The sequence below is a fragment of the Marinobacter sp. B-21 genome, assembly GCF_056857895.1.
The window spans coordinates 90,988-117,319 of sequence record NZ_JBSXNZ010000072.1; the positions used below are offsets into that span (position 1 = coordinate 90,988).

Sequence of the window (26,332 nt, forward strand, 5' to 3'; positions counted from 1 at the left end):
TCGCCGACTTGTTTTCTCTTCTTCGCTTTTTTAACTGATGGGCCTGGTTGCCAGAAAAACCGAACCCTGATCGCGGTTTTTCTGGCAACAGGGCCGACGTTATTCGCTTACAACCGTCACCGGCCCGGTGGCATGCCTGACAACCTTTTCGCTGATACTACCCAGAGTAAGACTGCGCACCAGTGAATGGCCGCGCCTGCCCATAAACAGGTGAGCGCCCGGATTGTTTTCCAGGTATTCAATAATTTCCTTGGCAGGATCACCTTTGAGAAGGACCTCTTCAGCGGGATCGGCCGTCCCGCTCACGGCCTGTCTCGCGGCATCAAATATTTTGCGCCCGTAACTTTTTGCCTCTTCCTCAATATCACTCGGCCATACGCCGCTGACAACCAGTCTCTCCACCTTTGTGCCCGGAAACACAGCTAACAATTTGAGCGGTTGGCCGGTAGATTTAGCCAGTTCGGCTGCCATTTTTGCTGCGTGTAACGAATGATCCGAACCGTCACAAGCAACCACAATGCTCGGAGTCCCTTTGGCCATGGTCCCCTCTCCTTTTATGTTGGATGTGCAATCAACATAACATTGATGCGAAAGCCGGATGGTTGACTCAGGTCATACCCCCGGATGAATCCTTAAGAGCCGCAGGCTCTGAGGGACACCATTCACTCCTTTGAATCCCCGGCATGAGTTTAGATTACTATGCCCGAAAGTCCATGCGCAAAGCCCGCCTGGCGCAGGCTCTGGCGCCTCTGATATCTGCTTACTTCTGTTCTATCGGCTTGTACGCCCGATACCCCTGCCCGTTGGCGCCCTTCTTGACCGTGAAATATTCCGATCTGGCTACCAGCAAATCAGAGAACTTCTTTACACCGTAGGTCCTTGGGTCGAAGTCCGGGCGGGTGCGCTTGAGGAAGGAGCCGGCCGCAGAGAAAGTCGCCCATCCCTGGTCGTCCTGGGTCTGTTCCCACGCGCGTTTGAGCAGTGCGACTTCCTCGGGAAGCTTTTCGTGTTTCTTTTTCCGGGGTTCGGTTTCGGTTTTTGCCGGTTCGCCCGGAGCCGCCTCATCGGGGTACTCAAGGTTTTCCGTGAACAGGAAATCGTCGCAGGCACTGCGGAATGAAACCGGAGTCTTTTTCTCGCCGAATCCAAATACGTAGATCTCAGACTCCCTCAGACGGGAAGCCAGTTTGGTGAAATCACTGTCGCTGGAGACAAGGGCAAAGGCATCGAACTTGGAAGAGTAAAGCAGGTCCATAGCGTCGATAATCATGGATGCATCGGTCGCGTTCTTGCCCTTGGTGTAGGCGAACTGCTGGATCGGCTGGATAGCCAGTTCATTGAGGACCGTCTTCCAGTTTTTGAGACTGTCCACAGACCAGTCACCGTAAGCGCGCTTAACAACCACATGCCCGTGGGAGGACAGCTCTTCGATGATCAGGGGCAGCTTTGACAACTGGGCGTTGTCGGCGTCGATTAAAACGGCGATCTTCTTGTGCTGTTCAAGATCCTTCAATGTACTTCTTCCAAGCTTGTTGGCTCACTCCAGGGCACCGCCCGGGAAATTCTCACCAAGGATTTCCGTAAAACCACCCATCAGGCGGCCTTGCGGAAATCCTCGGCTCGAACGGCCTTGCCCCGCCGGCGCTTGTATTTCGTTTTGCCTTCAACCACTCGCATCTGGTATTTCGGGGTTTTCAGGTCGCGCCTGATAGCGCTTTCCTGTGTGGGCTTTGCCCGTTTCTTGGCCATGACAGTTGTGCCTCCTTTGGCGTTTTCATGGATTTGTTTTTCCATACCCAGTTTAGCAGATTCCGGTACTACTTCCGCGCGGGCGACATCCGGAATATCACGCACGCCACCAGGGCATTTATACCTATTGCCGGAACCTGTGGCACCATAGATTCTTGTGCCGCCGAGACGGTAATTGACTAAAAGGAGTTCTTGAAATGCTGATGGCCATTGGGGCAATCCTTGCGGGCCTGGTTCTGCTGGTGTGGAGTGCGGACAAATTCGTGGAGGGCTCAGCCACCACGGCCCGCCATTTCGGGATGCCGCCCCTGCTGATTGGTATGGTTGTGGTCGGCTTTGGCACTTCCGCACCAGAGATGGCGGTGTCCGCTCTGGCGGCTTCCCAGGGCAATCCGGGGCTGGCGCTGGGCAATGCCTATGGCTCGAACATCACGAACATTGCATTGATTCTCGGTATCACGGCATTGCTGGCGCCGATTGCGGTGCATTCGCAGGTTCTGCGGAAAGAGCTGCCTATTCTGATTCTGGTGACAGCCTTTGCCGGCTGGCAGCTTTGGGACGGCGAGCTCTCCCGCCAGGACGCCGTTGGCCTGATCGTGGTGTTCGTGGCGCTGCTTGGCTGGAGTATCTACCAGGGAATCAAACAACCCGGAGACACCATGGCCAATGAGATGACAGATGAGCTCAAAGCCCACGCCATTCCCTTGCGGAGGGCAATACTGTGGCTGGTTATCGGTCTGCTGCTTCTGATTGTCAGCTCCCGAATCCTGGTATGGGGAGCCGTGGATCTGGCGACCACGTTTGGCATCAGTGATCTGGTCATCGGTCTGACCATTGTGGCCGTTGGCACATCACTGCCTGAACTGGCCTCATCCATAATTGCCGCTCGCAAGGGTGAGCATGATCTCGCCTTGGGTAACATTCTGGGTTCCAATCTGTTCAACACACTCGCGGTTGTGGGTATTGCCGGACTGATTGCGCCGATGTCGGTAGCGCCGGAAGTTCTTTCCCGGGATTTCCCGGTAATGGCCACACTCACCCTCGCCCTGTTTGCCATGGGGTATGGTTTCCGTGGGCCGGGTCGTATCAACCGGTTCGAGGGTTCTGGTCTGCTGCTTGCCTTCGTGGGTTATACAGTGTATCTCTTAGCGTTTTCAGGAGCTTAAGTTATGTCACTCACAGCCTGGCTCACTTTCCTGATTGCAGCCGTACTGATCAGCGTTTCCCCGGGCGCCGGGGCCATCAATACCATGAGCAATGGCATGCGCTACGGTGTTCGCCGCTCACTGCCCGCAATCATGGGACTGCAGTTGGGGTTCGGTATCCAGATTCTGTTGGTGGGTGCCGGGCTGGGTGCCATTATTGCCTCCTCGAACATTGCTCTATCCGTGATCAAGTGGCTGGGTGTTGCTTACCTGGTCTGGCTGGGCATTTCCAAATGGCGCGAGCCAGTGATGGAATCCATGGACGATGACCGCCAGCCGGTGAGCGGACACAAGAGGTTCTGGAACGCGACATTTGTAAACCTTACCAACCCCAAGGCAACGGTCTTTCTGGTTGCCCTGTTTCCCCAGTTCCTGGTGGCCGGTGCGCCCCACGGACCCCAACTGATCACCATGGGAACCACTCTGATACTGGTGGATTGCCTGGTCATGCTCGGCTATGCCCTGCTGGCCAGCCAGCTGTTCCGCTTCATGACCTCGGCACGGCGCCAGCAGCAGATGAACCGGGTGTTTGGCGGCCTGTTCGTCACCGCCGCCGTGGCGCTGGCCAGCTTCAAGCGAGCTTAGCAGGCGAGTGAATTAACGCAGGATGCATTCCCGGCTGAGTTTCTGACTTAATGTCCGGCGCTGACGCCTTAGGCTGTTCCCCCTGTCGTTGCTGTAGCCGGCCCGTAACCTGGACTGAATCTGGTCCAGCTTACGCCGGTACTTGCCACAGGTTTTTTCCAGCCTGGCGCTGGCTCTTTCCCGGGCATTGGTATCGGGTTTACCGGGGCGACCAGAGGGGGACAGCAGACCGCTCACCTCTTCTCGAATCCCGGAAATACGCTCCTCTTGCCTGAGATTTTCAGACATCGGCACAGTAGCAGGCGCCCGCACCTGAATCCGTTTGTGGGGAATTTCCCCTGGCGGGTAATCCGAGAAATGCGCCACGCCCTGGCTGTCTATCCAGGTATAGACTTCGGCGTGGGCAACAGCGGCGAATACAACAGACACAACAAGACTCGCCATTATCCTTGGCATACGGTTCCACTCCCTGTGGTTCGGTAAATTGCCGCGGCAGTATAACGAAAAAAACCGTGAACATGGGGTCAGATGAAAAAGGGGTCAGATGAAAATTTCATCTGACCCCTTTTTCATCTGACCCCGATTTCAGGTTTTACTGATCCAGAAGCTCAATCCAGTGTTGCACGGGAACCGGCGACCTGGTCTCCAGGTGCATCTGGCAACCGATGTTGGCGGTAACGATGCGGTCGGGGTTATCGATGGTCAGCGCCTTGAGCTTGTTGCCCAGCAGTTTCTGGCTCATCTCCGGTTGCGTAACCGAGTAGGTTCCGGCAGAGCCGCAGCACAGGTGCTTGTCTTTGGTGGCAGCGAGATTTACGCCGGCCCGGGTCAGCACCTGTTCGACCACTCCACTCTGTTTCATGGCGTGCTGCAGGGTGCAGGGGCAGTGGAACGCCACCTTTCCGGGATTCTGGCGCACCTTGAGCTTCTCCAGATCCTGTTTCAGCAGGAAGGCGCCGAGATCGATGCACAGTTCACTGACCTTCTGCGCCCTGGCGGCATACACCGGGTCATCTTTCAGAAGATGGCCGTAATCCTGAACCATGGCGCCACAGCCGGAGGCGGTCATGATGATCGCTTCTGCGCCTGCTTCGATGGCGGGCCACCAGGCATCAATGTTCTGGCGCATTCTTTCCAGGCCCTTCTCGTGCTCGGAAAGATGATAGTTCACGGCGCCACAACAGCCGGCTTCCGGTGCCTCAACCATGGTGATACCAAGCCGGTCCAATACCCGCGCAGCAGCGGCGTTGGTGTTGGGTGTAGCGGAGGGCTGCACGCAGCCGGCCAGTGCCAGCACGATCCGGCTGTGGCTGGCCGCCGGCCACGGATTCGCCTGCTTTCTGGGCGGTACCTTGGTGCGCAGCTTCTCCGGCAGCACCGGGCGGAACACCTGCCCGAGACGCAGCAGAATGCCGAACAACTGGCGGTTGGGAATGACCCGGGCCATGGCCCAGCGCAGCCATTTGTCTTTCGGATCGCGGGGCAGCTCCTTCTCCATCAGGCCACGGCTGATATCCACCAGGCGGCCATACTTTACGCCAGAGGGGCAGGTGGTCTCACAGCTGCGACAGGTGAGGCAGCGGTCCAGGTGTTCCCGGGTTTTGTCCGTAACTTCCGCACCTTCCAGGAACATTTTCATCAGGTAGATCCGGCCCCGGGGACCATCACGTTCGTCGTTCAGCTCCTGGTAGGTCGGGCAGGTTGCGGTACAGAAGCCACAGTGCACACAGGCCCGCAGTATCGACTCGGCTTCCTGGCCTTCTGCGGTGTTGGCAAATTGTTGAACCAGATTCGTTTGCATAGTTACAACCAGCTGTATAAGCGTCCGGGATTGAAGATGTTATCCGGATCAAACGCATTCTTGATTCGGCGCTGAATACCTTTCAGGGCCTCCGGCTGATGGTGCATCACTTCGCCGGAGCGATCGCCACCCCGAAACAGGCTGACCTGGCCGCCCGCAGCGCGCGCCACCGGTTCCAGCTCTTTCAGTTCACCGGCACCCCGGAACCAGCGTTGGGAACCGGCCCAGTCGATGAACCAGTTACCTTCCAGCTCCGGCGTGGCCGCGGTTGAGCCAACGGAGAAACGCCACAGCGGCACGTCATTACCGGCGAAGAACTCGTGCTGCATGTCCTGCACCCGCTGCCAGAACTGATCGCCCTGCTCCATCACCTCGCCGGACCATTTTTCGGCCGTGGCCTCGACACCGGATTTTGCGCCGGACAGGCGCAGATAGACCTTGCCGTCCACCCAGCAGGCAGCCGTGATCGGCTTGGGCTCGGCGGCGCGGCTGTTCATGTAGTGAATCACCTCGTCCATGCCCATTTCCTGAATCAGGGTCAGGGACGCAGCAGGTCTGGGCATCACTTTCATGCTGATTTCGGTAATCACGCCAAGCGTGCCGAGGGCGCCGGCCTGAAGCCGTGATACGTCATAGCCGGCCACGTTCTTCATGACCTGACCACCAAAGCGAAGGTGCTCACCCTTGCCGTTCAGCAGCCGGATACCCAGGACCTGGTCCCGTACCGAACCCGCCCACGGACGGCCCGGGCCGGAAAGATTGCAGGCCAGGGTGCCGCCGATGCTGGAGGCAGCACCGAATCTGGGCGGTTCGAAATGCAGGCACTGGCCCTGTTCGGCCAGGGTGGCCTCGATCTCGCTCAAAGGCGTACCGGCACGAACGGTCAATACCAGTTCGACCGGATGGTAATCCACGATGCCGGAATGTTCGCCCACGTTGAGGGTTCCGGCATCCGGGTCGGCTTCCCGGCCCATAAAGGCCTTGGTTCCACCGCCGACAATATTGAGTTTGTGCCCGCTGTCCCGGGCCTGGAGCACCTGCTCCTTCAGTTGTTGGGAAATATCAGCCATGGGCGGCTTCCGTATGGTCGTGCGTGTGTTGTTTATGCTCAAGGGAGCGGTATTCCTGGCAGAATCGCAGTGCCGGCACGCCCTTGCCCGGGTTGAGAATACCGGCGGGGTCGAAGGCCGCTTTCACATCGTGGAACTGCTGCAGCTCCTCATCGTTGAACTGCACGGCCATCTGGCGGATTTTTTCCACGCCAACGCCATGCTCACCGGTGATGCAGCCACCCACTTCCACACACATTTCCAGGATGCGGGAGCCAAACGCCTCGGTGCGCTCAAACTCGCCGGGCACGTTGGCGTCAAACAGGATCAACGGGTGCAGGTTGCCGTCGCCGGCGTGGAACACGTTGGCCACGCGCAGACCGAACTCCTCGGACATCTTCTCCATTTCCGTCAGAACGTAGGCGATCTCACGGCGGGGAATGGTACCGTCCATGCAGTAGTAATCCGGCGAAATCCGGCCGACTGCCGGGAACGCGGATTTACGGCCTTTCCACAACAGCGCACGCTCTTCCTCGCTCTGGGAAGTACGGACGGAGGTAGCCCCCAGCTTGCGGAACACGTCCTCGGCCTGGGCGATGTGCTCATGCACCTCTTCTTCGGTACCGTCTACTTCGCACAGCAGCAAGGCTTTGGCATCCCTCGGGTAACCCGCCTGGGCGAAGTCGTCGGCCGCGACGATCGCGTGGCTATCCATCATTTCCAGGCCGCCGGGAATGATCCCGTGGGAAATAATGCCGCCCACGGCATCGCCGCCCTTCTGCACATCATCAAAACCGGCCATGACCACCTGGGCCACTTCCGGCTCCGGCAGCAGTTTTACTTTTACTTCCGTCACCACACCCAGCAGACCTTCAGAGCCGGTCATCAGCGCCAGCAGATCCATGCCACAGCTGTCCAGGCCATCGCTGCCCACGGTGACCACATCACCCTCGGCGGTCACCATCTCCACGCTAAGAATATTGTGAACGGTCAGCCCGTACTTGAGGCAGTGCACGCCACCGGAATTCTCCGCCACATTACCGCCGATGGTGCAGGCGATCTGGGACGAGGGATCCGGGCCGTAGTAGAGACCATACTGGGCCGCCTCTTCACTGATGGCCAGGTTACGAACACCAGGCTGAAGCCGTGCCGTTCGCCCCAGTGGATCAATCCCGATGATGCGGTTGAACTTGGCCAGCGACAGCACCACGCCCTCTTTATTGGGCATGGCACCGGCACTGAGCCCGGTTCCGGCACCACGGGCCACCACCGGCACTGCGTTCTCGTTGCAGATGCGCATCACGCGCTGCACCTGTTCAACGGTCTCCGGCAGAACCACCAGCAACGGCATCTCGCAATACATGGACATGCCGTCGCATTCGTAGGGCTTCATGGTTTCGTCATCGGTGATGACGTAGTCCGGGTCGATAAACGACCGGAACTGCTCCACCAGCTCGGCTTTGCTAACTTTCGGCTTGGTAGTCATAGCACTCTCTGGGTTTGGATTACATCAAGTGTGACAGTCATCAACCGCGTTTTGTTGCAAAGTGGTCAAGACCGGCCTGGGCACAATCCATGTCCTGCTGGGGCGTACCGGAACTGATTCCGATACCCCCCACCACGTCGCCGTCAACGATCACCGGCAAGCCACCGCCAACTGAGCTGATGCGCCCGCCCACTTCGGTGTGAATACCAAAGGCCAGGCTGCCGGGCACGTTCACCTTGTTGTAGTCGTGGGTGGCTTTCTTCGCCGCCGCCGCCGTGAACGCCTTGTCCTGGGCAATGGTCACACTGGTGATCTTGCCGCCGTCCATGCGCTCGAAGGCCACCAGGTTGCCGGATTCATCCACGATGGCAATGCACATGGGCACGCCGATTTCCTGGGCCTTGTTCGCGGCGCCTTCAATGAGAATTCGTGCTTCAGCCAGATCCAGCCGATTGATTGTCAACATAACGTATTACTCCTTGAATTAATTAACCGTAGACCAGCCCTGGCAGCCAGGTTACGAGGCCGGGAATCAGGATACACATGAACAGCCCGAGCGCCTGAATCGCCAGGAACACCAGGGACGACTGGAAAATCGTGGCCATGGATATTTCCGGCGGGCATACGCCGCGGAGGTAGAACAATGCGTAACCGAATGGCGGACTGAGGAACGACATCTGCATATTGACCAGATAGAGCACGCCAAACCAGAGCACAACGTCATCACCTGCCACAGGCGGGAAGCCCAGCAACCCCGGGAACTCCAGCGCTTTAACAATAGGAATGAAGATAGGAACTGCCAGCAGCAGAATACCCACCCAATCCAGGAACATACCCAGAACCACCAGCAGGAACATCAGCAGGAACAGAATGCCGTATGGCGACATGCCAGTACCCAGGATGGCGTCCGTGACAAATTGCTGCCCACCCTGAAGGATGTAGAAGCCAACAAAGACCGAGGCACCGAACATGATCCACAGCACCATTGCGGATGCCTTGGTAGTGGTTACGGATGCTTCCCGCAGTCCGGCAATGGAGAACCTGCCGTGCATCATGGCCACCACGATGGCGCCAAAGGAGCCGATACCGGCCGCTTCCACGGGCGTTGCGATGCCGCCGAACAGCAGGCCCAGCACCAGAAATACCAGAATCAGTGGAGCAATCAGGTTTTTCGTGAGCAGCAGCTTTTCCTTCAGGGAAATCCGCTCTTCCACCGGTACAGGCGGCCCCAGCTTCGGATTAATCCAGCTGCGGATCAGCACATAGGCAATATACATGGAAGACAGCATCAGGCCCGGGATCACGGAGCCGAGATACAACTCACCGACCGATTGCTGTGCGACAACCGCGTACAGAATTGCCAGGATTGAAGGAGGAATCAGTATGCCCAGAGTACCGCCAGCCATGATCGAGCCCAGAGCGATCTTCTGATCGTAACCGCGCTTGAGCATCGCCGGCAGAGCGATGATACCCATCGTGACAACTGCGGCTCCAATGACACCCACCATGGCTGCAAGGAGGGTGGAGGCCAGGATGGTTGCTGTCGCCAGACCGCCGCTCAGGCCACCCATCCACTTGTAGACCACACTGAACATTTCCTCAATCAGGCCGGCGCGTTCAAGCATCGAAGCCATGAAGATAAACAGCGGTATCGCCGCCAGATCAGAGTTGGTCATCATCGGGAAGATGCGCCCCGGCACGAGGTTCAGCATCAGTGCGTCGCCCACCAGGTAGATGAACATCACCCCTAGACCACCGGTCACGAAAGCCAGCGGCAGCCCCATCATCAGGGCCACGGCAAGGGAACCGAACATCAGATAGGTCAAAGGCCCGATCTTGACGTCAGAAAGGCTACCGGAGAGCTTGAACAGGAATTGCTCATCGCTCCACGGATCGTAGAAAAGAATGTTGATCATTTCGACACAGATGACAAACGCCAGTGCCACTGTGGCGATAATCATCAGCCAGGTACTCAGCTTCCCGACAAGGTTACTACCCGGCGCAGTTGTTGTATTTGTAGTCATGCGGTGCGCTCCCGGCCAAGACGGACAAACAGGACAATATCCTTGATCAGCTTGGATGTGCCTGCGAGTAAAAGAAGTATTGAACCCAGAACCATCATGCCTTTGGCCGGCCAATGCTGGATGCCCCAGGTCTCAACCGTGGTCTCATTCATGGCGTAGGAATCCTGGAAGAAGGTCCAGGAGGTAACCAGCAGAATCAGGGCAAAAATGAAGAAGAACATGGAAGTAAAGATGTCCAGGCCAATTCTTCCCCTCGGCGGCAGCATGTTGTACATCACATCCACACGCACGTGGGCGCCATGAAGCATGGCAAATGCGCCCGCCAGCATATACTGCATACCCAGCAGCAGGAAGCTGGCTTCATGGACCCAGATGGTGGGCATGTTAAAGATATAGCGCATGACCACCCCAAAGAAATAGAACACAACGGCATTGATTGTCCAAAACGACACAAACAGACCGGATTTGTCGCACATCCAGTCCACTACCTTGGTAAACCAGTTCCCTTCGAACTGGAGATAGATAAGAGGATCATCCTCTTCCGCCTGTAATTCCCCCGGTGTCAATTCCGGCTCGGCACTCCCGCCTCCGTGACCACTACTCCACCTGTCCCAGGCCATCATGATCAGCGGCATGACCGCAAGCCAGCCCCAGTAGAACCAGTGCGGCATTACGAATCCGAAACCTTCAAGATCAGACATGTTGTTGCTTCCTCAGCCACAAAACGGGGAAGGTGGGACCCCCCCTTCCGAAGCTGTCCCTGCCCTTCCCCTTGTTTCTTTTTTTATTGATTTGACAAGGCGTTACCGGCCCGGCACACCTTCAAGATCAGACTCATCGATATAGCCGACGGTATCGTTCATCATATACTCGATCTGCATGTCGAAGATGGCACGGGCATCTTCGTCTTTGTTCGCCCACTTATACCAGATCGGGATGGCTCTGCGGCGCCATTCATCCACATCCTCCTGGCTCAGACGGCTCACGGTGTCACCCGCATCCTTGAACTTCTTCATGGCCTCAACGTTGCGCTTCTGAATGGTCAGGTAGTGCTTCTGGGAATAGATGCGCACTTCATCCTCAACCAGTTGCTGGAGTTTCGGATCCAGAGCGTTCCAGGCACGCAGGTTGACGGTCAGATCCATCAGGTCCACCGGCTGGTAGATCGACATTACGCCCGGAGGTCCGAACAGAATGTAATCTGTCACCTGGGAAAAGCCCAGTTCCCAGTTCACCGCCGGGCCCACGTAATCGGCTGCGTCGATGGTGCCCTTTTCCAGGGCCGGGAAGATGTCAGAGCCCGGCAGACTCACGGTAGAAGCACCGAACGCCTGAAACACCTCAGCGACCATACCACCGGGAACCCGGAGCTTCATGCCTTTAAAGTCTTCGAGACTGTTTACCGGGGTCTTGGAGTGAATGATATTTGCATCGTGCTGGATCGGCCCCACATAGAACAGCCCGAACTTCTTGTAGATTTCCCGGGTCTTCTCCAGCATGCCCAGTGAGTAGAACATGGTGTCCCACTGGTGAGGCTGATCCGGGCCGCCGGGATAGGATGACAGGAAAACCGAAGCGGGAATCTTGCCGGACCAGTACAGAGTGAACGGGTTCATGCCCTGAAGAACGCCACTGCGAACCGAATCGAACAGTGAATTGCTATCGGCGGCGACAGCCTTGGCAGGGAAACATTTGAAGATCAGTTCCCCGCCGGACTTCTCTTCCATGCCATTACACCAGTCCTCAAACAGGTCATAGCCGACCGTGCCCGCATCCCAGACAGACTGGATTTTCCAGGTTGTTGCAGCCTGGGCCTGGCCGGCACCCATCAGCATCGCGCCGGCGAAGGCGGCGCCTACAGCGGCAGTTTTAAGGAAACTTCTGCGAGGTGGGGTCTCGCCCGTATCACATTTATTCCGGATGTTATTCTTCGAATTCATCGAAACGTCTCCGTTGGCTTTGTTGTTATGAGCGTCATAGCAACGCCGGCACAGGCCGGCATTACCATGATATTCGTAGCCATTCCCGCTTTAGTCCAGTTCCGTAACTACTGGTCAGACCAGTTTTTGAAGTATTAAAAATGGACGAAATACTCTGAATCAGCCATATTTAACGGGCTCGGACGCGTATCGGTTGGCAGATTAAGCAACAACAATCAGAACCATTGACTGGTCAGACCACAGAGCACAAACAGGCACCCAAATGGCAATCTCCCAGGAAATTTCTTACCGGCTGGAACGGCTCATCCTTGATGGCGGGCTCGCCCCGGAGCAGAAAATACCCTCCGAACGGCAATTGGCGGCGCGGCTGGGTGTTTCCCGCGCAGTCATTCGCGAAGCCCTGCACGAGCTTCAGGGTCGAGGGGTTATCGAAACCCGGCATGGCAAGGGCTCATTTGTGGCCAGCATGGTTCCCGGCTCCAACGATCTGGGTGAACAGAGCCCGCTGATGCATCTTTTCGAAGGCCACCCCCGAACCCTCTATGATTTGCTGGAAGTGCGGGAGCAACTTGAGGGTCAGGCGGCCTACCTGGCAGCACAACGGGCAACCCGGCTGGACCGGCACCGGATCACCAAGGCGTTCCGTGCTCTGGAAGACACCGATCCGCTCAGCAACGCCCGACCCGACCACGGCTTTCACCTGGCCATTGTGGAGGCCTCCCACAATCCGATTCTGGTGCACGTGCTCAATAGCCTGAAAAACATGATGCTGTTGACCGTTCAGGCATCCGTTGCCAACCTCAACCCGAGGGAAGAGATGCGCAAGAAAATTGTCCGCCAGCACAGGCAACTTTATGAGGCGGTAATTTCCGGCAAAGCCGCCAGCGCCCAGAAAGCCGCCACAGCCCATGTGCGGTTCGTCAGCGAAGCCATGCGGGAGATGGAAAAGGAAGGCAGTACGCTGATCCGCCTGCCGGTCGGCGCAGAGGCCGGGGCGCATTACTCACAGGCCACGACCTGAGGATGGCAAACGCTTGCATTGATCACCCATTCGCCCACAATGAAATGCAGCGAACGGCGGTGAAATACGGTGAAACGCCCTGTTGAAGGTATTGATTTCTGCATCCACAGTCCGTAAAACATGCGCCTTTGAATTACAGCCTCAGGAGTCACCCATGGCGGACCAAGCGCCTTTGATCTGCAGGGACATTCACAAGACCTTTGATCAGCTTGAAGTACTCAAGGGTATTTCACTGGAGACCCGCAAAGGCGACGTGGTTTCCCTGATCGGCAGCTCCGGCTCCGGAAAGAGTACCTTCCTGCGTTGCATTAACCTGCTGGAAACGCCCACATCCGGCGACATTATCGTGCACGGCGACCCGATACGGTTCACCACCAACCGGAAAGGCGAACGCATTCCTGCGGATAACAAGCAGGTTGAACTGATCCGGGCAAAACTTTCCATGGTGTTCCAGAGCTTCAACCTCTGGTCCCACATGACCGTGCTCGAAAACATCATTGAAGCGCCCATCCACGTGCTCAAGGTGCCCAAGAAGGAAGCGATTGAGCGTGCCGAGGCCTACCTGAACAAGGTGGGCATCTACGAACGCAAGGATTACTATCCGGCCCAGATGTCGGGCGGTCAGCAGCAGCGGGCCGCCATTGCCCGGGCCCTCGCCATGGAGCCGGAAGTCATGCTGTTTGATGAGCCCACGTCGGCTCTCGATCCTGAGCTGGTGGGTGAAGTACTCAAAGTTATGCAAAGCCTCGCCGAGGAAGGCCGCACCATGATCGTGGTCACCCACGAGATGGCGTTTGCAAGGGATGTGTCGAGTCAGGTCCTGTTCTTGCATCAGGGCGTGATTGAGGAACAGGGTACACCGCGGAAAGTGTTTGATAACCCGGACTCGGAACGCATGAAACAGTTCCTGGCGCCCAAGTTCTGACACGCGGTGCTATCTTGAGCCGGTGAAGAAATAAAAGCTGGAATCAAAAATTCCATTAAAAATAAAGCCCAAAAGGCAAACCACTGGAGAAGTGACACATGAAAAAACTGATTGTTGCAGCAAGCTGCGCCCTCGCCCTGATTGCAGGCGGTGCACAGGCCCAGGAACGTAGCCTCCGCATTGCATTCGACGTGCCCTACGAGCCGTTTGAGTACAAAGACGAGAACGGCGAGCTGACCGGTTTCGAAGTGGAACTGGCCGAAGCCATGTGTGAAGAAATGAACGCTGACTGCGAATTCGTTATTCAGTCATGGGACGGCATGATCCCGGGTCTGCTGGCGCGTAAGTTTGATCTGATCATGTCTTCCATGTCCATCACTCCGGAGCGGGCCGAGCGGGTTCTGTTCTCCGAACCGTACTACAACACCCCGGGTGGCTGGTTCGGCCCTGAGAGCTTCAACACCGACGTCACCGACATGGACGCCATGAAGGGCAAGACCGTGGGCGTTCAGCGTGGCACCACCATGGACACCCACGTAACCGAAAACATGGGCGGCATTGTGACCATCAAGCGTTACACAACCGCCGATGACATGGTTCTGGACCTTGAAGGCCAGCGTCTGGATGTCGTCTTCGTAGACTATCCGGTAGGCGAGCAGACTATACTGCCCAAGGAAGGCTTCAAGGAAGTTGGTGAGCCCGTAAAGCTGGGTGAGGGTGTTGGCGTTGCCATGCGCAAGCGAGACGCGGATATCGCAGAGAAAGTGAATGCAGCCCTTCGCACCCTGAAGGAAGATGGTACCTACGACACCATCATGCAGAAGTACTTCGCTTACGACATCAAGATGTAATCTTACTGGGGCGGCCGTTAAGGCTGCCTCTGCTTACCGGACGTTCCCATGCTCGATCTGAAAGGTTATGGCCCGGCCCTGATAGACGGGGCAATCGTTACCCTTGAGCTGGCCTTCCTCTCTCTGGCCCTCTCGGTTGTCCTGGGACTGATTGGCGCGCCTGCCAAACTGTCGCAAAGCCGGGTTGCCAGGGGCATCGCCACCACCTACACCACGCTGATCCGTGGCGTGCCGGATCTGGTCATGATGCTGCTGTTTTATTACGGCGGCCAGGTTGCAGTGAACATGCTCTCAGACTACATCTGGGAAGCCTACGAAATCGACTTTTTCTTTCAGTTCGATCCGTTTATCTCTGGCGTGGTAACGATCGGGCTGATCTTCGGCGCCTACATGACCGAAACTTTCCGGGGTGCCTTTCTGGCGGTTGAAACCGGCCAGATTGAGGCCGCCCGCGCCTACGGCTTTACCCGCCTGCATACCTTCCGCAGAATCATGCTGCCTCAGATGCTTCGTCATGCCCTGCCCGGGCTGGGCAATAACTGGCAGGTTCTGCTGAAAACCACGGCACTGGTGTCGATCATCGGGCTCACGGACATGGTCCGGGTTGCCGAGGAAGCCGCCAAGGCAGAGCGGATGCCTTTCCACTTTTTCATTCCGGTGGCGTTCGTCTATCTGGCCCTGACGGCGGGGTCCGAGCTGTTTATCAAATGGCTCGACAAGCGCGCTAACGTCGGCGTGATTCAGGGGAGTTAACGGATGCCTGATTTCATTGCCGAGTGGCTCAACCAGAACGACATTTTTACCGCCATGACCATCATGGAATACTGGGATGGTCTGGTGACCACCGTCCATCTGGTGTTCCTGTCATTGGTTATCGGCTTACTGATGGCGGTACCACTGGCCATTCTGAGAACGGTTCGCAACCCGTTCGTGTCCGGGCCAGTGTGGCTGTACACCTACCTGTTCCGCGGTACACCGCTGCTGATCCAGCTGTATATTATCTATTACGGCCTGGCCCAGATTGAGGGGATACAGGAGACTTTCTGGTGGGAGATCTTCCGGGAGCCGTTCTACCCGGCCCTGCTGGCATTCACACTGAACACCGCAGCCTACACCACGGAGATTATCCGGGGTGCAATTGTGTCAACACCCAATGGTGAAATCGAGGCGGCCAAGGCCTATGGCATGAACTGGCTCATGCGTATGCGGCGTATCGTGCTGCCGAGTGCCGCGCGGCGTGCGGTTCAGGCATATTCCAATGAGGTGATTTTCATGCTGCACGCCAGTGCCATTGCCAGTGTGGTCACTATTGTCGATCTTACCGGGGCGGCGCGTAACATTTACTCGCGGTTTTATGCGCCGTTTGATGCGTTTATCTTTGTAGCGTTTTGCTACATGGCGCTGACCTTTATTCTGGTGTTTGCGTTTCGCAAACTTGAGAATCATCTGCTTCGACATCAGCGGCCGGTAAGCGGCTGAGCCTGCTGATTTCGGCTTAAGTGCCCGGGCAGGCAGGGTGTTGCCTCCCGGGAGACGCTACGAGCACATCCATGTGCGCTTGACTGAAGCCATCCATGGCTTCAGACACTCCCGGGAGGCAACACCCTGCCCGCCCCCAGACTTGGTTCGGGGATTCTATGTCGGCAAAACACGACCTTTTCGGAACTCACTCTGACTGGCTTTTCCACACCCTCGACAATTCGAAAGCCTCACTTCCTGAAACCAAAACCTTCCTTCCCGACGGAACCCGCATCAGCCGCAAGGCCGTTGGGGTTCTGGACATTGTTCCGCCCGCTGGCCGGGGCAATCCGAATTCCGAGGCGATCATCGTTTCCGCGGGTGTGCATGGCAATGAAACCGCACCTGTCGAGGTTCTGAACGAACTGGTTTCTGAGCTGATTGATGGCGAGTGGGAACTTGCCTGCCCGGTCTTGTTGATTCTGGGTAATCCGCCGGCGATGGTGGCCGGAGAGCGGTTCACGGAGGTGAACCTGAACCGGTTATTCAATGGTGCACACGGGCGGAGCGAGTACGACGGTCTGGCGGAGGCGGCGCGGGCGCAGTTGCTTGAGGAGGCTTGCCGGCAGTTTGCCATGGCAAGTCCCCAGGCGCTTTATCACTACGATCTGCACACCGCCATTCGTCCCTCCCACCGGGAGCGGTTTGCCTTGTATCCTTTTGTGGCCGGGCGACAGGTTCCGGTCAGGCAGTGTGATTTTCTACTGGAGGCGGAGGTGGAGACGTTGCTGCTGCAACACAAGGCGGGCACGACGTTTTCGTCGTTTTCGGCGTCGCTGTTGAAGGCTGAGAGTTTTACCGTGGAACTGGGTAAGGTTCGGCCTTTCGGCCAGAATGATCCGAAGCGTTTCTCGGGCATCCGGGATGCCTTGCGGCGGCGGCTCCGGGGGCAACCTGCGCCTTCACCGCAGCCACCGTTTGACCAGTTGACGGTGTTTGAGGTGGTGCATGAAATCCTGAACACCGGAAAGAATTTCCGGTTTCACATCCCGGATGATGTTGCCAACTTCACCGAGTACCAACCCGGCACGGTGATCTGGGAGGACGATGAAACCAGTTACCGGGTCGGGCATTCGCCGGAGGCCATTGTATTTCCCAACCCTGAGGTTCCTGTGGGCCAACGTGTCGGTTTGATGATCAGGCCGAAAACGGGTTCGAAGTTGGGGTCAGATGAAAAAGGGGTCAGATGAAAATTTCATCTGACCCCTTTTTCATCTGACCCCAACTTTGACTTGACCCTGACTTCAGCGGGTCAGGCCGGGGCGTTTTCAGGTTCCGGTACGCTGGCTCTGATCAGTTGGGTACATACCGCCGGGATCACCAGCAGGGTCAGCACCGTGGAAGCCAGCAAACCTGAGATAATGGCCCAGGCCATCGGTGGCCACAAGGTGGAGCTGGAGAACGCCAGGGGCAGCAGACCGGCCACGGTGGTTGCCGTCGTCAGCAGAATCGGGCGGGTGCGCTGTTCTGCTGCGCTGCGCATGGCACCCCTGATGTCCTTTCCTTTCTCCAGTTCCCGGTCCATGACATCCAGAAGCACAATGGCGTTGTTTACCACGATACCCACCAGGGCAATAACCCCCAGCAGGGACTGGAAACCGAAGGGGGAACCGGAAAGCACCAAACCCGGGAAGATACCGACGGCAGCCAGCGGTACCGTCAACAGGATAATCCCGACCCGGCGGAAGGAATTGAACTGCAGCAGCAGGAAAAACAGCAGCAACAGCATGCCGATAGGTGCCGCTGTCAGCAAAGCCGTATTGGCCTCACCCGAACCTTCGGCATCACCGCCCAGTTCCATGCGCGTGCCCGGCGGCAGGGGCGTCTTGTCAAGGGCTGCGTACAGGCCCTCCAGAGCCTGACTGAAGCTGTAGCCGGTTTCCAGGTTCGCCGTTACCGTGTTCATTCTGACGCCATCGCGCAGGTACCGGGCGGCGGGTTCCCAGGTGGTAGACACACTGGCTACCGCCGACAGGGGCACGGCATCCCCGCGATCATTGTAGATGTTGACGGACAGCAGGCGTGAGAGCGACAGCGCAGTGCCTTCCCGGGACCGCAACACCAGGGGAATGGGGTCCTCCTCCTGGCGATAGCGCTCGGCCACCACACCAAAACTCTGGCCATAAAGGCTTTGGGCCACATCGGCGCGGGTCAGGCGGTACCGGGCCGCAGTGGCGTCGTCGACGTTAATCGCGATGCTGGGCACGCCGATATCCAGATCATGGCGCACATCAACCGTGCCCTCAACGCCCCGCAGAATACTGAAGACCTGTTCCACTGCCCTGGCCCGGGTGTTGTCGCTGGCGTGATAGATCCGAATTTCCACCGGTGCGGCCCTTGGTGGCCCCTGCCCGAGCACACCCACGGTCACGTCCAGCTCCGGCATCTGCTCGTTTACATGAGCGCGTATCCAGCGGGTCATATCGGCGGTGTCTTCAAGGGTTGGTGTGGTGACAACGAGTCTGGCGCGGTTCGGAGCCTGAGGTGCCTCCTGGAGATTGTAATAGAATGACGGCCCGGTGTAGCCCACAAACCGGTGCACCGCCAGGGCATCGGGCCGGGCCCGGATAGCCCTCTCAAGGACTGCCGTTGCGTCCGAGGTGCGGGACTGGTCAGTACCCTCGGGCATGTGAACTTCAACGATGACTCTGGGGCGATCAGCATTCGGAAAGAACTGCCGTGCCATAAAAGGCGTCATGGCCAGACTGATGGCGACCAGAATGGTGCCGGCGGCAATCAGGCGTCCGGGGTGCCGGGCAACCAGGCTGCCCAGAAAACGGGCCAGACCCGTAAACCGGTCCTCTCTGCTTTTCCGCGTTGGCTTCAGGAACTTCGCAGCCAACAGGGGTACAGCGGAAATGGCCAGCAGATAGCTGACCGACAGGGTCAGCATGATCATCACCGGCACCCCCCGGGTGAAATCGGCGGTGCCGCCCTTGGACAGCAACAAAGGCGTAAACGCCGCCAGAGTGGTGCCGGTTGAGGCACCCAGAGGTCCGGCCAGTTCAGTCACCGCCTTACGCAAAGCATCGAGGCGACGCATCCCCTCGTCCAGGTGTCCCTGGATGCTTTCAACAATCACGATGGCGTTATCAATCAGGATACCGAGGGAAATTACCATACCAATCACGGCAATCTGATGCAGAACGCCGCCGCCCAGATCATAGAGCCCGACACTGATCAACGCCACCATGGGCAGGATGGATGCGACCAGCAGACCCATGCGAATACCCATGCCGGTGAACACCACTGCAACGATGATCAGCACAGAGAGCACCAGGCTCCAGGCCAGGTTGTCCAGCCGTTCCTCCACCTTGTCGGGCTGGAAGAACATTTCCCGGATCTCGTAGGGCTCAAACTCTGCGCGAATCCGGGCCACCCGTTCCCGTACCCGCTGGCCAAACCGGATTGCATCGGTGGTGCCCTCTTCCATGATGATGGAAACCAGCACAACCCGCTCGCCGTCGTACCAGGTTTCCGGCTGCCGGGGTTCCGCTGGTCCGCGCCAGACATCCGCCGTTGCCGCGAGGGGCACCTGGGAGCCGTCAGGCAGTTCTACAGGCGTGGCGCGGATGGCGTCAATATCGGCAAATTCGCTGTTGGGAAGCACCGACAGGCGGCGGCCATTGACCACCACGAAGCCGCCGGGGATGGTCTGGTTGCGCCGCGCCAGCGTGTCCAGCACCCGGGCCGGGGAAATGCCCAGGCGGTAGAGCGCGGCATCATCCAGGGCCAGGGTGACCTGTTCATCGGCATCCCCTTCCAGTGCAATCCGGGAAACACCCAGAATATCCGACAGGTTCTGCTTCAGCCGCTCGGCAACCTCCGTTAGTTCCGTGACCGACGGCGAGCCACCTACGGCCATGACGATTGCAGGATTGTCGATCAGGCGGTCATCAAGCACCATTTGCCCCACATCATCCGGAAAGTCCTGCCGCGCCCGCTCCATGGCCTGGCGCACCCGATCCCAGGCTGGGTCGGTGTCATAGATGGTGTCATTCAGGCGCAGCCGGACAATGGCCACCCCGGTGCGGGCAGTCGCCTGGGAGAAATCGACCTCTTCCACTTGGCGAAGCTCGTCCACCAGCGGCTGCAATACAAGCCGCTCCACAGCATCGGCGCTGGCGCCCGGGTAGTTAATACTGATCAGCCCCGCCCGGTAAGGAAACGACGGATCTTCCTGACGTGGCATGGTGCTGTACGCCGCAATGCCAAGAAGGCAGAGCATGGCAACAACCATCCCGAGAAGTCGCTGGCAGTTCAGAAGCCGGCGAGTCATCAGCGCACCTCCACGGCATCACCGTCGGCCAGCCGGGTCATGCCCGCGTACACCACCTGATCACCGGGAGCCAGATCACCGGACTTGACGACTACCCTTTCGCCGACAACCCGATCCACGACCACGGGAACCCGTTTGGCGACCTTCTCACGGACCCGGAAAACACTGGTACCCTCGGCATTCCGGACCACAGAGAGCAAAGGAACCGTGAGTGCCGATTCGCGTACCAGGGTTATCCCCACCTCCACAGGTTCGCCTGGCTCCAGGGTATTGACCGGCAGACTGACCAGCACCGGGTGCAATTCACCACGAATGGCGCCAGCCTGGGCGATCTCCACGACAGAACCGGTTTGCGAAGGCTGGCTGCGGTCCTGCACCGACCAGACCGGCAGGGCCTGCCGCAGTTGCACGTGGTTCAGCAGATGGGCGGGCACTCGCACTTCCACTTCCCGGCCTTCCGGCGAAGACAGGCGCATCACCGGCTGGCCGGCGGCGACGAATTCATCCTGCTGCACCAGCAGGGCTTCCACACGTCCGGAGAATGGTGCCCGCAGGGCACTTTCTTCCAGCATTTGCGTGGCCTCCGCCAGCGAGGCACGAGCCGTGGCAACACTGGCTTTCAGGGAATCGCGCCGGGCGGCAATCTGCTCCAGGTCCTGTTCGGAAACCACACCACGTTGATGCAGCCGGCTGGAACGTTCCCACTCACGTTTAGCCTGCTGGTACCCGGTTGTGAGCTCGTCCAGCCGGGCTCTGGCGGAATCCCGCACCGGCTCCAGGGCGGGGTTGTAAACCCGGGCCAGAACCTCACCAGCCTGCACCTTCTGGCCCAACTCAACCGCCCTCTGTTTCAGGGTGCCGCTGACCTGAAAGGTCAGGGTTGCCCGCTGGCTGGCGCGGACAATTCCGGAAAACCTGAGGGGCATATCCCGGTTTTCACCACCGCCCACCTCTGAAACGCGCACCGAAACCCTTTGCTGCTCAGGCTCCGATGACACGTCACTGGCTTTGCAGCCGGACAAGAGTAGTGAAAAGAACGCGAGGGAAACTATGGCAACGGAAATACGAAGTGGCGTCATGATTCATCCTTTCGTCCATGCTCATGTTGTTGGCGGGGCCCGGTCCGTGGCAGCCCCGATGATTGTTTAAGACATCATGTCATTCTTTGACATTTTGTCAATAATCGGGTTTGATCCAGTTTCAGGTATCATGTGCCAGCTGTTGCCACCTAACCGGATGATTGAATGAGCGAACCGCTGAAAACCCGCCGGGAGCGGGAAAAACAGGCCCGTTACGACACCATTCTGGACGCCGCCGAACTGGTGTTTTCAGAGAAGGGCTACGAGCGAACCTCAATGGATGACATTGCCCGCACGGCCAGCCTAAGCCGGGCGCTGCTGTATGTGTATTTCAAGGATAAGGCGGCGATACAGCGGGGCATTATGCTCAGGGCCGGGCACAGCCTGTTCCGTCGCTTTGAAGAAGCGCGGCAAACCGCCGACACCGGCCTGGCCCAGATCCGGGCGATGGGCGAATCCTATTACCGTTTTTATCTGGAGGAGCCGGACTACTTCTCAGCACTCACCAAGGCCTCCACGGCCATGATCGAGGCCGACGAAAGTCAGGCGGAGGAGATGCTGTGTTCCAAGTCAGACCTGATGGAACTGATGGTGGCAGCAATCAAACTGGGGCTTCAGGACGGCACTATGAACCGGGAGCGGATCAGCGATCCGGCACAGACCGCCCTGTACCTGCGGGGCGCGCTGCATGGTGCGATCCTGCTGTGCCAGTCAGAAACGGGCGAGGGCAACGACGGCTTCCCGGCCGAACAGCTGATCCGGCACACCATGGACATGCTGACCTCGTCGATTGCAGCCTGTCGGACTTAAGGCTGATCTACTGTACCGGTGGGACACGGACGCTAACGCTGGAAATCGTAGATTGAGCCGAGCCCGAGAATACCGGTGAGTTCGTCCAGGGCTTTCCGGACCTCTTCCAGCAGCATGGGGTCTGCCAGGTCATCCTGGCTCAGCTCATCCCGGTAATGGGCTTCCACCCAGGTGGTCAGGCGCTCATAGAGTTCGTCAGTGACAATGACCCCCCGGTGCGTGGCTTTGAGTTCGTCATCGTCCAGAACCACACGCAACCGCAGACAGGCCGGGCCACCGCCATTGCGCATTGACTGCTTGACGTCGAACACTTCCACCGAGGTGACCGGCCCACCGGATTTCACCAGATCATCCAGATACCGGCTAACCGAAGCCACTTCCCGGCACTCGCCAGGCACGGCCAGCAGCATGCCGTCGGGCGTGTTCAGTAACTGGCTGTTGAACAGGTAAGAGGCCACCGCGTCTTCAACCGGCACCTCAGCACGGCTGACCCGAATCGCTTCAAGTTCGGCACCGGTAAGACGTTCCCGGATATTCGCCAGCACCTGGTCTTCATTCAGGAACGCCGTCTCGTGATAGAACAGGGTGTTGCCGTTGCCTACCGCGATAACATCGTTATGGAAAACGCCGGCATCAATGGCTTCCGGGTTTTGTTGGGCAAACACCGCATGCTGACCCTTCAGGCCATGCAGTCGTGCAATCGCCTGGGAGGCCTCCAGAGTCTGTCGGGCCGGATATTTTTCCGGGGCCGACGCCTGTTCGTTAAAGGCGATCTGGCCGTAAACAAACAACTCTACGCCGGGCTCCCCATAGCCGGCACACAACCGGGTATGGTTGGCGGCGCCCTCGTCACCAAAATGACTGACCGAGGGCAGCGCCGGATGATGGGCAAAATAGCTCTCATCGGCAAAGATCGCTTTCAGGGAACGCCCGGTTACCTTGTGTTCGATGGAGCGGTGGAACTTGGCGCTCAGGTTGGCCGGGGTGAAATGCACCCGGTGATCCGTGGTATCGGCACTGGGCGAAACCGTGGCGGCATTGGCCGTCCACATGGACGAGGCTGAGGATACCGCCGCAAGAATCGACGGGCTGGCTTTCGCCGCCTGCTCCAGCACCCGGGCTTCCGTACCCTCAAAGCCAAGAGCCCGCAGCGTCGGAATGTGCGGCCGCTCATGGGGCGGGAGAATACCCTGCACATAGCCCCTGTCCGCCAGCCGTTTCATCTTGGCCAGCCCCTGGAGCGCCGCCTCCTTCGGGTTGGACGCCGATCGCACGTTGGTTTTCGACGCCACGTTACCCCAGGACAGCCCGGCGTAATTGTGGGTGGGGCCAACCAGGCCGTCGAAGTTTGCTTCTACCGCGTGTTTTGCCATGGCAGTCGGTTCCGTTAATCGAAGTTCAGGCCGGGGGCAAGCGTGTCTGGCAGCTCACTCTTGCCGCCTTCCAGTGACGCCATGGGCCAGGCGCAGTAATCGGCAGCGTAATAGGCGCTGGGGCGGTGGTTGCCGCTGGCGCCAACACCGCCGAAGGGTGCCGCACTGCTTGCGCCCGTGAGCGGCCGGTTCCAGTTTACGATACCGGCCCGAACCTCCTCCACCAGCCGATCATAGAGTTTCCGATCATCGGTCAGAATACCGGCCGAGAGCCCGTAACGGGTATCGTTGGCCAGCTCCAGGGCATCATCAAAGCCCTTGTAGCGGTGGACCGTGAGCAATGGCCCAAAGAATTCCTCATCGGTCAGATCGAGCCCGGTCGCGTCGATAATACCCGGCGACAGCAGTCCGGTATCGGGTTTGAGGGACGTCATCTCCAGCAGGGATTTACCGCCCTTCTCCAGCATACCGGTCTGGGCCACCAGGAGCTTATCCGCAGCTTCGGCTGAAATTACCGCCCCCATGAACGGCTGAGGATCGGCATCGAACTCACCCACCTTGATCCGGGAGGCGACCTCCACCAACCGGTCCAGGAAGGCAGCACCCTTTTTGCCCCTGGGAACCAGCAGCCGACGGGCGCAGGTGCAGCGCTGACCGGCCGAGAGAAACGCCGACTGCAGGGCATGGTGAACAGCACCGTCCACGTCATGAACATCCTGAACAATCAGCGGGTTGTTGCCGCCCATTTCCAGGGCCAGGATTTTCTCCGGCTGGCCGCCGAACTGTTTGTGCAGAAGGTGACCAACCGTTGAACTGCCGGTAAAGAACAGGCCATCGATCATCGGGTGGCTAGCCAGCGACTTCCCGGTATCGGCAGCGCCCTGCACCAGGTTAATCACGCCGTCTGGTATGCCTGCCTTCTCCCAGAGCTTCACGATCACTTCCGCGACCCCGGGGGTCAGTTCACTGGGTTTGAACACCACGGTATTACCCGCCAAAAGTGCAGGCACAATATGCCCGTTCGGCAAATGCCCCGGGAAATTGTAGGGGCCGAATACGGCCACCACACCATGGGGGCGGTGCCGGAGCACCGCATGGCCGCCGGCAACGTCCGATTCAGAGTGGCCGGTACGCTCGTTATAGGCTTTCACGGAGATGCCGATCTTGCCAATCATCGCTGCCACTTCGGTCCGGGACTCCCACAGGGGTTTACCGGTTTCCAGTCCGATCTGGTAGGCCAGTTCCTCCTTGTGGGCTTCAAGCAACTCGCCAAAGGCTTCGACCACTGCCTGGCGCTCCACAAAACTTCTTCGCCGCCACTTCAGAAAGGCGGTGCGCGCCTCACGCACGGCCGCGTCAACGTCTTCAAGGTTGGCACTTTCACCATCCCAGACTGTCTCGCCGGTCACTGGCTGGACAGATTCGAAGGGAGCACCATGGCCCTGAAGCCATAGCCCGTCGATAAACAGTTCGCCTGTCAGCTTTGCCATTTCGATGCACCTCCCGATACTGGACTTCCATAGGTATGTCTGGTCAGCGTAGCCGAATCTTTCAAGGGGGTCAGCCGGACTGGATCGCCGGATTCGACCTGTAACGCGTCCGCAACCTCCGGCGCCAGACCGACGGTATCCGGCCCGATGCAACTGATCGGCACGGTGGTCACCCGAAAATCCCTGAATGATCGGTTCGATATCATCGCCCTCTCAGCCGCCGGAACATCCAGGTTCACCGGTTTACGGATGACCATGGCATGCCGGTTGACGCTTTCTCTTACGGTGCGGATGTTGTGAACAAAGGCCTCTACCACCGGACCGCCATCAAAGATGTCCACCAGTCCGTTGAAATTGAACCCCTCCTCCTGAAGCATCCTGAGCGCCGGAGCCGTGTTGCCATGCACCCGGCTGATCACTGCCCGGGCCGAATCCGGCAACATGGGCAGATAAATCGGATATTTCGGCATCAGCTCGGCGATAAACGACTTGTTGCCAAGCCCCGAAAGCACGTCCGCCTCACTGAATTCCATGTCGAAGAACTTGCTGCCCAGGGCATCCCATAACGGGCTGCGCCCCTGCGCGTCAGAAACGCCCCGCATCTCCGCGAAAACCTTGTCCGAAAAGTGCTTCCGAAACTCGTCCAGATACATGAACCTGCAACGGGAGAGCAGCAGACCATTGCCACCGCCCTTGTACTCGTCAGAAAGCAGCAGCGAGCAGATCTCGCTGGTATCAGTCATGTCGTTAGACAGATGCAGCGTCGGGGTGCGCACGTGCACGCCGAGCTCCTTCGAGGCGTTCACTGCAACACTCAGCCGGTAGTTGTAAAACACCTCGTCCAGACCAACCCGGGCCTGGATTCCACTGATTCCGACAGTCTTCTTTCGCTGGATATCCTCAAGCGCAAACAGGTAAAGCCCGGCCTCCGGCGCACAGCGCTGATTGAAGGTTTCCCGGGCGTGGCTGATCTTCCTCTCCAAAAGCTCCCGGTCCGCGGGCAGCGTTGTGAGCCCCTTGCCGGCGCTCTGCGCCATAGTGTAAAGATCGTCCAGATCGTTTTCCTGAAGCGGGCGAATTACCAGCATGGTGTCGCCTCTCTGTTTCCGCGATTTAACTGAATAACCGTTGGAATGCCTGTCCGAAT

25 protein-coding genes are annotated in these 26,332 nt (G+C 58.3%); 9 read left to right on the forward strand and 16 right to left on the reverse strand.

All coding sequences use genetic code 11. The annotated features are described in order from the left end of the window. Nucleotides 1-99: 99 nt before the first annotated feature. The 3 genes from AC13C0_RS10745 to AC13C0_RS10755 form a co-directional block, all read right to left on the reverse strand. Nucleotides 100-540 carry a universal stress protein gene (locus AC13C0_RS10745; protein ID WP_482954378.1) on the reverse strand — a complete coding sequence of 147 codons (441 nt, stop codon included), beginning with the start codon at nt 538-540 and terminating at the stop codon, nt 100-102. Nucleotides 541-760: 220 nt separating this feature from the next. Beyond that, nucleotides 761-1,513, reverse strand: coding sequence for an NYN domain-containing protein (locus AC13C0_RS10750; RefSeq protein ID WP_117618361.1), 753 nt, complete (start codon nt 1,511-1,513; stop codon nt 761-763). An 80-nt stretch (nt 1,514-1,593) separates the two neighbouring features. Further along, the gene (locus AC13C0_RS10755) at nt 1,594-1,749 is read right to left on the reverse strand and encodes a hypothetical protein (RefSeq protein ID WP_162893708.1); all 156 of its coding nucleotides are present in this window, start codon (nt 1,747-1,749) and stop codon (nt 1,594-1,596) included. A gap of 197 nt (nt 1,750-1,946) precedes the next feature. On the opposite strand from AC13C0_RS10755, the gene AC13C0_RS10760 reads away from it, so the two are divergent. Together AC13C0_RS10760 and rhtB are read left to right on the forward strand one after the other, a co-directional pair. After that, nucleotides 1,947-2,915: a calcium/sodium antiporter gene (locus AC13C0_RS10760; protein ID WP_341582734.1), complete on the forward strand. Its 969-nt coding sequence runs from the start codon at nt 1,947-1,949 to the stop codon at nt 2,913-2,915. A 3-nt stretch (nt 2,916-2,918) separates the two neighbouring features. Then, a complete protein-coding gene (gene rhtB, locus AC13C0_RS10765) occupies nt 2,919-3,539 on the forward strand; it encodes a homoserine/homoserine lactone efflux protein (protein WP_117618364.1) in 621 nt (206 codons plus the stop codon). Nucleotides 3,540-3,551: 12 nt separating this feature from the next. Here the strand turns inward: rhtB and AC13C0_RS10770 are convergent, their stop codons facing one another. The 8 genes from AC13C0_RS10770 to dctP all read right to left on the reverse strand — a co-directional run bounded on the left by AC13C0_RS10770 (nt 3,552) and on the right by dctP (nt 11,728). Further along, nucleotides 3,552-3,995 carry a DUF4124 domain-containing protein gene (locus AC13C0_RS10770; protein WP_117618365.1) on the reverse strand — a complete coding sequence of 148 codons (444 nt, stop codon included), beginning with the start codon at nt 3,993-3,995 and terminating at the stop codon, nt 3,552-3,554. Nucleotides 3,996-4,131: 136 nt separating this feature from the next. Further along, complete coding sequence (gene glcF, locus AC13C0_RS10775; RefSeq protein WP_117618366.1) at nt 4,132-5,340, reverse strand: glycolate oxidase subunit GlcF; 1,209 nt, start codon at nt 5,338-5,340, stop codon at nt 4,132-4,134. Nucleotides 5,341-5,342: 2 nt separating this feature from the next. Then, nucleotides 5,343-6,410, reverse strand: a complete 1,068-nt coding sequence (gene glcE, locus AC13C0_RS10780) for a glycolate oxidase subunit GlcE (RefSeq protein WP_482954379.1) — start codon at nt 6,408-6,410, stop codon at nt 5,343-5,345. Further along, a complete protein-coding gene (locus tag AC13C0_RS10785) occupies nt 6,403-7,875 on the reverse strand; it encodes an FAD-linked oxidase C-terminal domain-containing protein (RefSeq protein ID WP_117618368.1) in 1,473 nt (490 codons plus the stop codon). Before AC13C0_RS10785 ends, glcE begins: the two co-directional genes overlap by 8 nt. Before the next feature lie 40 nt (nt 7,876-7,915). Beyond that, on the reverse strand, nt 7,916-8,341 hold the full coding sequence (locus tag AC13C0_RS10790) for a GlcG/HbpS family heme-binding protein (protein ID WP_117618369.1): 426 nt from the start codon (nt 8,339-8,341) through the stop codon (nt 7,916-7,918). Between the two features lie 22 nt (nt 8,342-8,363). Continuing rightward, a complete protein-coding gene (locus tag AC13C0_RS10795) occupies nt 8,364-9,899 on the reverse strand; it encodes a TRAP transporter large permease (protein ID WP_117618370.1) in 1,536 nt (511 codons plus the stop codon). Continuing rightward, nucleotides 9,896-10,600 (reverse strand): TRAP transporter small permease subunit, encoded by a 705-nt coding sequence (locus AC13C0_RS10800; RefSeq protein ID WP_117618371.1) that lies wholly within the window; start codon nt 10,598-10,600, stop codon nt 9,896-9,898. The genes AC13C0_RS10795 and AC13C0_RS10800 overlap by 4 nt, the downstream gene beginning before the upstream one ends. Before the next feature lie 102 nt (nt 10,601-10,702). Further along, the gene (gene dctP, locus AC13C0_RS10805) at nt 10,703-11,728 is read right to left on the reverse strand and encodes a TRAP transporter substrate-binding protein DctP (protein ID WP_205422330.1); all 1,026 of its coding nucleotides are present in this window, start codon (nt 11,726-11,728) and stop codon (nt 10,703-10,705) included. A gap of 373 nt (nt 11,729-12,101) precedes the next feature. Here dctP and AC13C0_RS10810 point away from each other — a divergent pair, with 373 nt between their 5' ends. The 6 genes from AC13C0_RS10810 (at nt 12,102) to astE (ending at nt 17,344) form a co-directional block, all read left to right on the forward strand. Beyond that, the gene (locus AC13C0_RS10810) at nt 12,102-12,860 is read left to right on the forward strand and encodes an FCD domain-containing protein (protein ID WP_117618373.1); all 759 of its coding nucleotides are present in this window, start codon (nt 12,102-12,104) and stop codon (nt 12,858-12,860) included. A gap of 154 nt (nt 12,861-13,014) precedes the next feature. Beyond that, complete coding sequence (locus tag AC13C0_RS10815; protein WP_117618374.1) at nt 13,015-13,785, forward strand: ABC transporter ATP-binding protein; 771 nt, start codon at nt 13,015-13,017, stop codon at nt 13,783-13,785. A gap of 98 nt (nt 13,786-13,883) precedes the next feature. Next, on the forward strand, nt 13,884-14,636 hold the full coding sequence (locus AC13C0_RS10820; RefSeq protein ID WP_117618375.1) for an ABC transporter substrate-binding protein: 753 nt from the start codon (nt 13,884-13,886) through the stop codon (nt 14,634-14,636). 48 nt (nt 14,637-14,684) lie between these two features. Continuing rightward, entirely contained in the window at nt 14,685-15,389 is a 705-nt protein-coding gene (locus AC13C0_RS10825) for an ABC transporter permease (RefSeq protein ID WP_117618376.1), read from the forward strand. A gap of 3 nt (nt 15,390-15,392) precedes the next feature. Then, the gene (locus AC13C0_RS10830) at nt 15,393-16,115 is read left to right on the forward strand and encodes an ABC transporter permease (RefSeq protein WP_117618377.1); all 723 of its coding nucleotides are present in this window, start codon (nt 15,393-15,395) and stop codon (nt 16,113-16,115) included. A 158-nt stretch (nt 16,116-16,273) separates the two neighbouring features. Next, nucleotides 16,274-17,344, forward strand: a complete 1,071-nt coding sequence (gene astE / locus AC13C0_RS10835) for a succinylglutamate desuccinylase (protein WP_341582735.1) — start codon at nt 16,274-16,276, stop codon at nt 17,342-17,344. A gap of 62 nt (nt 17,345-17,406) precedes the next feature. Here the strand turns inward: astE and AC13C0_RS10840 are convergent, their stop codons facing one another. Next, complete coding sequence (locus AC13C0_RS10840) at nt 17,407-20,433, reverse strand: efflux RND transporter permease subunit (RefSeq protein WP_341582736.1); 3,027 nt, start codon at nt 20,431-20,433, stop codon at nt 17,407-17,409. Beyond that, nucleotides 20,433-21,512, reverse strand: a complete 1,080-nt coding sequence (locus AC13C0_RS10845; RefSeq protein WP_117618380.1) for an efflux RND transporter periplasmic adaptor subunit — start codon at nt 21,510-21,512, stop codon at nt 20,433-20,435. The genes AC13C0_RS10840 and AC13C0_RS10845 overlap by 1 nt, the downstream gene beginning before the upstream one ends. Before the next feature lie 165 nt (nt 21,513-21,677). Here AC13C0_RS10845 and AC13C0_RS10850 point away from each other — a divergent pair, with 165 nt between their 5' ends. Then, on the forward strand, nt 21,678-22,322 hold the full coding sequence (locus tag AC13C0_RS10850; RefSeq protein ID WP_482954380.1) for a TetR/AcrR family transcriptional regulator: 645 nt from the start codon (nt 21,678-21,680) through the stop codon (nt 22,320-22,322). A gap of 32 nt (nt 22,323-22,354) precedes the next feature. Here the strand turns inward: AC13C0_RS10850 and astB are convergent, their stop codons facing one another. Genes astB through astA form a run of 3 tightly spaced genes read right to left on the reverse strand, consistent with a single transcriptional unit; the run spans nt 22,355 to nt 26,273 of the window. After that, nucleotides 22,355-23,695: an N-succinylarginine dihydrolase gene (gene astB / locus AC13C0_RS10855; RefSeq protein ID WP_482954381.1), complete on the reverse strand. Its 1,341-nt coding sequence runs from the start codon at nt 23,693-23,695 to the stop codon at nt 22,355-22,357. Nucleotides 23,696-23,709: 14 nt separating this feature from the next. Next, the gene (astD, locus tag AC13C0_RS10860) at nt 23,710-25,185 is read right to left on the reverse strand and encodes a succinylglutamate-semialdehyde dehydrogenase (protein ID WP_341582738.1); all 1,476 of its coding nucleotides are present in this window, start codon (nt 25,183-25,185) and stop codon (nt 23,710-23,712) included. Then, the gene (astA, locus tag AC13C0_RS10865; RefSeq protein WP_341582739.1) at nt 25,173-26,273 is read right to left on the reverse strand and encodes an arginine N-succinyltransferase; all 1,101 of its coding nucleotides are present in this window, start codon (nt 26,271-26,273) and stop codon (nt 25,173-25,175) included. The genes astD and astA overlap by 13 nt, the downstream gene beginning before the upstream one ends. Nucleotides 26,274-26,332: the final 59 nt, after the last annotated feature.